The 8,843-nt window shown below is 65.4% G+C and carries 9 protein-coding genes; 1 reads left to right on the plus strand and 8 read right to left on the minus strand.

Annotation, left to right across the window (positions count from 1 at the left end):
• The first annotated feature begins 428 nt into the window (after positions 1–428).
• Positions 429–1,424 carry a hypothetical protein gene (locus VJ923_RS11975; RefSeq protein WP_326441795.1) on the plus strand — a complete coding sequence of 332 codons (996 nt, stop codon included), beginning with the start codon at positions 429–431 and terminating at the stop codon, positions 1,422–1,424.
• A gap of 438 nt (positions 1,425–1,862) precedes the next feature.
• Here the strand turns inward: VJ923_RS11975 and VJ923_RS11980 are convergent, their stop codons facing one another.
• The 8 genes from VJ923_RS11980 to rpsP form a co-directional block, all read right to left on the minus strand.
• Positions 1,863–2,774, minus strand: coding sequence for a pyruvate, water dikinase regulatory protein (locus VJ923_RS11980; RefSeq protein WP_326441797.1), 912 nt, complete (start codon positions 2,772–2,774; stop codon positions 1,863–1,865).
• Positions 2,775–2,883: 109 nt separating this feature from the next.
• Complete coding sequence (glyS, locus tag VJ923_RS11985) at positions 2,884–4,971, minus strand: glycine--tRNA ligase subunit beta (RefSeq protein ID WP_326441800.1); 2,088 nt, start codon at positions 4,969–4,971, stop codon at positions 2,884–2,886.
• Position 4,972: 1 nt separating this feature from the next.
• Positions 4,973–6,076 (minus strand): glycine--tRNA ligase subunit alpha, encoded by a 1,104-nt coding sequence (locus VJ923_RS11990; protein ID WP_326441802.1) that lies wholly within the window; start codon positions 6,074–6,076, stop codon positions 4,973–4,975.
• A gap of 18 nt (positions 6,077–6,094) precedes the next feature.
• A complete protein-coding gene (gene lepB, locus VJ923_RS11995; RefSeq protein WP_326441804.1) occupies positions 6,095–6,703 on the minus strand; it encodes a signal peptidase I in 609 nt (202 codons plus the stop codon).
• Positions 6,704–6,751: 48 nt separating this feature from the next.
• Entirely contained in the window at positions 6,752–7,519 is a 768-nt protein-coding gene (gene trmD / locus VJ923_RS12000; RefSeq protein ID WP_326441806.1) for a tRNA (guanosine(37)-N1)-methyltransferase TrmD, read from the minus strand.
• 10 nt (positions 7,520–7,529) lie between these two features.
• Positions 7,530–8,054: a ribosome maturation factor RimM gene (locus VJ923_RS12005; protein ID WP_326441808.1), complete on the minus strand. Its 525-nt coding sequence runs from the start codon at positions 8,052–8,054 to the stop codon at positions 7,530–7,532.
• Positions 8,055–8,309, minus strand: coding sequence for a KH domain-containing protein (locus VJ923_RS12010; protein WP_326441810.1), 255 nt, complete (start codon positions 8,307–8,309; stop codon positions 8,055–8,057).
• Between the two features lie 4 nt (positions 8,310–8,313).
• Positions 8,314–8,559 (minus strand): 30S ribosomal protein S16, encoded by a 246-nt coding sequence (gene rpsP, locus VJ923_RS12015; protein ID WP_326441811.1) that lies wholly within the window; start codon positions 8,557–8,559, stop codon positions 8,314–8,316.
• Positions 8,560–8,843 lie beyond the last annotated feature (284 nt).

Genomic DNA, 8,843 nt, shown 5'->3' on the forward strand with positions numbered 1-8,843 from the left:
CCGGCCGCACCGCTCGGCGGGAGCGTCCGCGTTCCCGCCCCACGTCGCCGCCCCGTTCCCGCCCCACGTCGCCGCCCCGCCCACGCCCCACGCCCCCGCCCTCCGAGCCACACCGGAGCTTTTCGAAGCGCAGCCATCTTCGACACCTTTTTTCAAGCCGAAGCTAACCTTCTGCGTCAACAATTCTTCATATACCCTTCAATTCTCGATGCTTTTCCAACAGCTTGCTACATGGAGTTATCCACAGGAAAAAGGTCTCTTTCCCCGAAATCAGGCAACGCACGCGAACAAAAACCCAGGTCGACAAAATCTCGAGCTGTTTTATCGCACTTCTTTCCCCCAAATGCGACATTAGAGCGAATCTGGGGCGGTTGCCGATACGCTCCGCGGCCCTTAAAGTGTTCGCCTCTTACGAAAGGAGAATCGCCATGCGCTTTGTTTTGTACGGCCGCAGCGCTATACCCGTCTGGCTTACCGCCTACCACAAGCCCGCATTAGCCAATCTCTCCAACAACGGGCTTCTTCCCAAGTCGATACGCGAAGACGTCGCCCTCTCGTTTCTCAAGGAGAAGCTGCCGCAAGTGCCACCTCCCTACCAGTTATCGGCAGCGGAATGGAGGGGCGGGCCGAAGCTCGGAATCGAAGTGCGCACCACCCAGCGCGCATTACCCGAGCACTCCTTCCATTGCCTCGACCACGGGCTCTTCATCCCTTCGCCCGAGCTGTGCCTTCTGGAAGTCGCCCGAACTGCATCCATGCCCGAGCTCATCATGCTCGGAAGCGCTCTTTGCGGCGCGTTCGTCATAGACCCATCGCGCAAATCGGGCCTTGGCCAGCGGAAACCCTTAGCTACGAAGGAGAGTATTGGCGCGTTCGTCGAAGCGTGCGCCGGGCATCGCGGAGTAGAGAATCTTCGCCGAGCCACAGCGTTCTTGAAGGAAGGAGCCGCGTCACCCCCCGAGGTGTTTCTCAACATGGCCCTCACCCTCCCTGGAAGACTCGGCGGCTTCGGCCTCACGCGATGCGTCGCCAACAAGGCAATCAAGCTGAGCAAACGCGCTGCGTCCATCGCCGAAAGATCCACGGTAGTGCCTGACCTTCTTTGGGACGAAGCCCGCGTGGCCGTCGAATACGATTCGAACTCAGAGCACCTCTCCCCCGCTCAGGTTACCCGTGATGCGAAAAAGCGAATGGCGCTTGAGGCAGATGGGTACACGGTTATCACGGTGACGACATCGCAGCTAGCGCAAATAAAGCCCATGGAGGACGTGGCGAGCGAAATCGCGCGAAGAGCTGGGACGAGGCGAAGAACTCGCAGCGTTAATTACCGGAACAGGCAGGCGGAGCTTTTCTCGACCTCCCGAACGCTCAGCGACTGGATCAACCTCGATTGGGCCAGGGAAAAGAGGGAGGGGCGCGGTTAAGCGCCCTTGCTTGCCGTTTCACGTCTGGGCGGGAACGGGGGCGCTTCCGGGCATGGGGCAGGGCCCAGCGGCTCGCGGGGCGGGAACGCGGGCGCTTCCGACCATGGGCGTAGCGCGGGGGCTTGACGGGGCGGGAACGCGGGCGCTTCCGCCCACTGCGGGGGCGACGTCGGCTCGCGGGGCGGGAACGGGGGCACTTCCGGGCATGGGGCAGGGCCCAGCGGCGCGCGGGGCGGGAACGCGGGCGCTTCCGCCCACTGCGGGGGCGACGTCGGCTCGCGGGGCGGGAACGGGGGCGCTTCCGGGCATGGGGCAGGGCCCAGCGGCTCGCGGGGCGGGAACGCGGGCGCTTCCGCCCGCGGGCAGCATGCGTGGGCGGGAACGGGGGCGCTTCCGGCCACTGCGGGAGCGCTCGGGCTCGCGGAGGCGCGGGCGGGGCTAGTCGATGATGTCGGTGGTGGAGGGGTGGCTGCGTTCGTAGTAGCGGAGGATCTCCTGGGCGGTTTCCTCCACCGCGCGGCCCTCGGTGTGCACCACGATGCAGCCGAGGCGGCGCATCAGCGCGCGGCTGGCCTCCAGGTCGCGATAGATGTACTCGGGATCGGCGTAGTTCTGCGCGAGCATGGTGAACTGGCCGCCTCCGTTTTTGCCCGCGGCCTTCTTCAGGCGCTTGCGGCGGATATCGAGCAGCACCTCAGGGGTGATCATAAGGCCGAACAGGCGCGTGCGATCAACGTCGAAGATCTGCTCGGGCGGCTCGGTGGTCGGGTCCAGGGGCACATTGGCCACGCGGTACCCCTGCTGGGCCAGGTAGATGGAAAGCGGCGTCTTCGACGAGCGCGATACGCCCAGAAGCACGATGTCGGCCTTGGTGAGGTCCTCGGGCGCGCGACCGTCGTCGTGGGCGATGGTGAACTCGATGGCGCCGATACGCTTGAAGTAGTTGCGGTCCACCACGCGCAGCATGCCCGGTTTGCCCACCGGGTCCATGCCGCTGACTTCCGAGACGGCGTTCACCGCTGCGGTGAGCACGTCCACAGCGATGATGCTGGGGTGCTCTTCCAGAAAGCCCTGCAAAGGCTCGCGAATCTCGGAGTTCACCAGCGTGTACATGACCAGCATGCAATCGTCGCCCAGCACGCTCTCGCGATGCCGCACGTGCTCGAGCAGGTAGTCGCGCACCTCCTCGAAGCTCTTCACCTTCGAGAAGATTTCCAGATGCGGGTTGGTGACGCCGAACTGGGCCGCGGCGGCGCGGGCCACCACCTGGGCCGTCTCGCCGATGGAATCGGAAACGATATGGATGGTGGGCACGCGAGCCGCGCGCTCGGCCGGCGTTCTATTGTGCATTCAGATCATCCTCACTGGTTTGCCCGAGAACGTAAGCGAGGTTCCGACCGTGCCGCCGGAACCTCAGCATCAAAAGCCCCGCTCGCCGCACAAGGCGAACGGAACAGCATTACTTCTTCGCCATCTGGGAGAAGTCGGCCACGTGGGCGAAGGTGTTGGCGAAGCGGTTCAAAAGCTTCAGGCGGTTGGCGCGCACCTCGGGGTCCTCGTCCATGACCATGGTGGTGTCGAAGAACTCGTCCACGGGCGCGCGCAGGCCCGCCAGGGCCACGAGCGCGTCGGCGTAGCGGTCGTCGGCCAACGCCTCGGCCACGGCGGTCTCGGCGGCGGCGACAGCCTCGGCCAAAGACAGCTCCACCTCGGTAAGCTCGGCCTTCTTGTAGCCCGTGCCCAGACCGATCTCGCGCAGGTTGTTCGCGCGGGCGAAGGCCGTGGCCAAGTCGTCGAAGACCTGGGGGTTCTCGCTGCGCGCGGCCTCCAGGGCGCGGGCGCGGCGAGCGAGCATCACGGGCTCTTCGATGCCGCAGGCAAGCACTGCGTCGATGGTGTCGGCCTTCACGCCGGCGTCGCGCAGGGCCACCTTCTCGCGGGTGATGAAGAAGTCGATGATCTCCTGGCGCACCGTGGCGTTGTCGAATTCAAGGCCCGCCTCGCGGTAGATGATGAGCGCCCCGTCGATGGTCTCCACCAGGCTTATGGGCAGCCCCGTCTCCTCGAGGATGGCCAGCACGCCCAAGGCGGCGCGGCGCAGAGCGAAGGGGTCGGAAGAGCCGGTGGGCGCTTGGCCCACGGCGAACAGGCCGCAGATGGTGTCCAGCTTGTCGGAAAGGGCCACCACCTGGCCGATGATGTCGGTGGGGATGGCGTCGCCGGAGAAGCGCGGCATGTAGTGCTCGGCGATGGCGCGGGCCACGCGCTCGGGCTCGCCGGCGGCCGTGGCGTAGTAGCTGCCCATGATGCCCTGGACGCTCGTGAACTCGATAACGGCGCTCGTCACCAGGTCGGCCTTGGCCAGATAGGCGGCGCGGGCGATATCGCGCATGGCCTCCTGCTCGATGCCGGCGGCCACGGTGATGCGGGCCGAGAGCTTCACCACGCGGGCGGTCTTGTCGCGCATGGTGCCGAGCGCCTCCTGGAAGACGACCTCGTCCAGGCGGTCGACGAAATCGACCAGCGGCTTCTTCAAGTCCTCGTCGTAGAAGAACTTCGCGTCGTAGAGGCGGGCGGCCACCACGCGCTCGTTGCCATCGACGATGGTGGCCGCATGGGCCGGGTCGCCGTTGGACACGATGATGAACTTGTTGGTGAGCTTGCCCTGCGCATCGTAGAGCGGGAAATAGCGCTGATGCATGAGCATGGCATCGACGATGATCTCCTCGGGGACCTTGAGGAATTCCTCGTCGAAAGCGCCCATCATGGGCGTGGGGTATTCGGAAAGGTTGATCACCTCGGTGAGCGTCTTGGGCGGCAGCTCGGCCGTGCAGCCCGTCTCGGCCTCGATGCGGGCGACGCCCTCGCGGATGACCGCCTCGCGCCCCTCCTGGGTCGGCACCACGTAGGCGCCCTCCACCACCGACACCAAGTCGTCGGCTGTGGGCACCGTGTGGGGGCCGGGGGCCAAGAAGCGATGGCCGCAGGTGGTGTTTCCGGCCACCAGGCCCGCGTACTCCACGGGAACCACGCGGTCGCCGAGCAGGGCCACCATCCAGCGCACCGGGCGCGAGAACATCTCGGAAGTGGTGCCCCAGCGGCAGGACTTCGGCCAGCTGATGGCGTCAATCACGCCGCGCAGCACCTCGGGCAGAAGCTCGGCCACATCGCGGGCGGCCACCTGGCGCACGGCGTACACGTACTCGGTGCCGTTCTCGTCGCGACGCTCCAGCGCGTCCACATCGAGCCCTTTGCCGCGGGCGAAGCCGATGGCGGCCTTGGTGGGGTTGCCGTCCGCATCGAAGGCGATCTTGGCGGCGGGGCCGCGGAACACTTCCTCCAGCGCCTCGGTAGAGGCGGCCACATCGGCCACGATGGCGATCAGGCGGCGCGGGGTGGTGTAGATGGCCACGTCGCCATGGGGAATGCGCACGGCATCGAGCGCCGCGGGCATGAGCTCGGCCAGCTGCTCGGTGGCGCGCTTCAAATCGAAGGCGGGAATCTCCTCAGTGCCGATTTCGAAGGCAAGGGTCTTCTTATCTGCCATCTTAGGCCTCCTCGTCGGTCGTCTCGGCAATGGTCACGAAATCGAAGGCGCGCTCCGAATGGTCGGCGGCAGCAGCCGCGCCGGCGCAGGGAGCGGCCGGCTCGGGATGCATGGGCACGAGGTTGGGCGCCGTCTCCTCTGCGGCCTTCTCGCGCGGGTCGGGCACCTCGGCGAGCAGGTCGTCCAGCTCGGCCATGTCCATATCGACCCCCACCACGTTCTTCATGTACGAGGCGCAGCACGCCTTGGCGAGCGTGCGCACGCGCAGGATGTAGGCCATGCGCTCGGTGGCCGAGATGACGCCGCGGGCATCGAGCAGGTTGAAGGCGTGGCAGCACTTCAGCACGGAATCGTAGGCGGGCAGCGGCAGCCCGGCCTTCAGGGTGCGCAGGCACTCCACCTCGCGGTCGGCGAACTCCTGGAACAGAAACTCGGTGTCGGCCACCTCGAAGTTGTAGGCGGAGTACTGGCGCTCGTTTTCCAGATACACGTCGCCGTAGGTGAACACGACGCCGTCGTCGCCGCGGGCCCACACGATGTCGTACATGTTATCGACGCCCTGGACGAACATGGTGAGACGCTCCAGGCCGTAGGCGATTTCCACCGGCACCGGGTTGCACTCGAAGCCGCCCACCTGCTGGAAGTAGGTGAACTGGGTCACTTCCATGCCGTCGATCCAGATCTCCCAGCCCAGACCCCAGGCGCCGAGCGTGGGGCTTTCCCAGTCGTCTTCCACGAAGCGCACATCGTGGGCCGCCACATCGATGCCGATGGCCTCAAGGCTGCCCAGGTACAAATCCTGGATGTTGTCCGGCGAGGGCTTGATGAGCACCTGGAACTGGTAGTAGAACTGCCCGCGGTTGGGGTTCTCGCCGTAGCGGCCGTCGGTGGGACGGCGGCAGCCCTGCACGTAGCAGGTGCGCCAGGTGTCGGGACCCAGCGAGCGCAGCGTGGTGGCCGGGGCGTTGGTGCCGGCGCCCACCTCGTTGTCGTAGGGCTGCAGCACCACGCAGCCCACAGACGCCCAGTAGCGCTGCAGGTTCATGATGACGTCTTGGAAAGTGGGGGGCAGCTGCGCCTCCCCGGCGGCGGTTACCTGTGCCATGGGTCTCCTTTGCTCGGTTTACAGCGGACCGACGTCGGTCAGCGGCCAGTAGATGAAAATCGCCTTGCCCGTGACGCTCGACTTCTTGATGGCGCCGAAGTAACGGGAGTCTTGGGAATTGGTGCGGTTGTCGCCCATCACCCACAAGCCGCCCTCGGGGACGGTGTAGGGATAGTCGATGGTAAGCCCGTAGTAGGGCGTGAGCGGGAACGACGGCTCGCCGCGGGTGTAGGGCTCGTCTTGCAGCTGGCCGTCCACGTACACGCGGCCGTCCTGCAGATCGACCGTTTGGCCGCCGGTGGCGATGACGCGCTTGATGAGAATGCGGCCGGAATGCTCCGGGTCGGGGTCTTCGAAGGTGACGATATCGCCGGGGGCCGGATCGCTGCCGTAATAGGTGATCTTCTCGGAGAACACCATGTCACCGGGCATGATGGTTTCTTCCATAGAGCCCGAGGGAATCTCGTAGGCCTGGAAGACGAAGGTGCGCAGGCCCCACGACAGCAAAACCACGAGCACGATAAGCACGAGCACCGAGAGCACCGTGCGCAGGAAACCCGCCGTGCGCGAGGGGCGGGCCGGGGGCTGATAGGCGTAAGGATCGACTCCGTAGCCATGGTCGTACATCTCGGCAGTGCCCCTTCCCTACGGTGCGTTCTCAAACTGGTGGAAAGGTTATGATACCCCTTCAACGTCCCCTGCTGACGCAGGTTCCAGCAACTTCAAAAATTTCTGGTCAGCGGGGGTGAGCTGTCCGGCGGCCGCGAAGGCGGCGAGCAGGTCGGGGCGCAGGCGCGCCGTGCGGGCCAGCGACTGCTCGCGCCGCCAACGGGCGATGAGCGCGTGGTTGCCGCTCGTCAGCACCTCGGGCACCTCCATGCCGCGGAAGTTCGCAGGGCGCGTGTACTGGGGATATTCCAGAAGGCCGCTGGTGAAGGACTCGTCGATGGGGCCGTCGGCGGCGCCGAGCACGCCGGGCAGCTTGCGCACCACGGCGTCGATGACCACCATGGAGGCGAGCTCGCCCGAGGTGAGCACGTAATCGCCCAGCGAGATAACGTGGTCGGCCAAGGTGTAGACGCGCTCGTCGATGCCCTCGTAGTGGCCGCAGATGAACAGAAGGTGGTCGGCGGCAGCGAGCTCGGTGGCGTAGGCGTCGTCGAAGGGGCGGCCCTGGGGGGCGAGGAAAACGATTTGAGGGCGGTGTTCGTCGGTCCCCAGAATATCTTCGACGGCTTCGAAGATGGGCTCGCACTTCATGACGAGGCCGGCGCCGCCGCCGTAGGGGTCGTCGTCGGTGGTGCGGTGGCGGTCGTGGGTCCAGTCGCGCAGGTCGTGGGCGCGAAACTCCAAGATGCCCTTTTCCTGGGCGCGCTTCATCATGGACTCGCCCATGACCGAGTCGTACATATGGGGGAACGTGGAGAGCGTTTCGATGAGCATGGCGCCTCGGCTACAGATCGAGCAGACCGGCGGGAAGCGCCACATCGATGCGGCGCGCGCCTTCGTCGATGGCGACGATGAACTCGTCCACAAGCGGGATGAGCGCCTCTCCCCCTTCGGGGCGGCGCACCGTGAGCAGCGGCTGAGTGGCGCGCTCGGCCACTTCCGCAACCTCGCCCACCAGCCCCGCGGCGCCATCGTGCACTTCCCAGCCCTCCCAGGCGGGCAGCTCTTCGGCATCTTCCAAAACCGACAAATCCACCTCGTCCTCGCGGGCCAGAAGCTCGCAGCCGGCCAGAAGCTCGGCAGCGGAAAGGTCGGCGATCTCTTCGAAGAAGACGAGCGCCTCGTTGTCGGCGCGCTCTGAGGCCTCGCGAACGGTGAGCGTGCGCGGCGCATCGAGCTGAGGCGGCACGACGGCCAACCTCAGGCCCGGATAAAGCACAAACGGAAGGCCCGACGCACCTCGTGCGACGAGCCCTCCATTCAAATTCTTCGGTTTCGCCAGATAGGCGATGGAAACCCAGCCGCGCATTTAGTCGATAAGCTCCACATCGACCAACTTGCCCGAGCGCGAAGCGGCGGCGCGGGCGAGGGTGCGGATGGCCTTGATGACGCGACCCTGACGGCCGATGACCTTGCCGGCGTCCTCGGGGTTCACGCGGATTTCCACGATGATGTTGCCGTCCTCGGTCTCGCTGGCCGTGATGTCCAGCTCGTCGGCCTCGTCAACGAGGGGACGAACGATGGCATCGGTAAGCCCGGCGAGGTCTTCCGTGAGATCGGCCATGGCGCTAGGCGTTCTCGCGAGCGGCCTTCAGCAGCAGCTCGACGCGCTCGGTCGGCTGAGCGCCGTTGGCCAGCCAGCGATCGACCTTCTCCATGTCGAACTCAATCTTGTGCGGGTGGACGCAGGGATTGTAGCGGCCCACCTCCTCGATGAAGCGACCATCGCGCGGGGCGCGGGAGTCGGCGACGACGATGCGGTAGTACGGGCGCTTCTTGGCGCCGTGGCGAGCGAGGCGAATCTTGACTGCCATGAAATGGAACTCCTTCTTGTACTTTCATTCTCTATACGCAAGCACTGCTCGCACAGTGCGGCGAAAACAGCAATTGCTAATAATACGGCTTGACCGCGCGAATAGCAAGCGCCCGTCCACGAACTATCCACGGACGGCGACAGCGCTCCCCCACTTCGCTTCTCCTCCTCGCAACTCCCCCGGCGCAAACTATGCAAAAGTACAGTTTTCTTCCTTCAAACCATACAGAACTGCCCTCAACTCCCTTTTCCACGGAGAAGACCATACTTTTGTATGGTTTGCGG

It is taken from the genome of Adlercreutzia shanghongiae, assembly GCF_035830635.1.
In the GTDB taxonomy this organism is placed as follows: domain Bacteria; phylum Actinomycetota; class Coriobacteriia; order Coriobacteriales; family Eggerthellaceae; genus Adlercreutzia; species Adlercreutzia shanghongiae.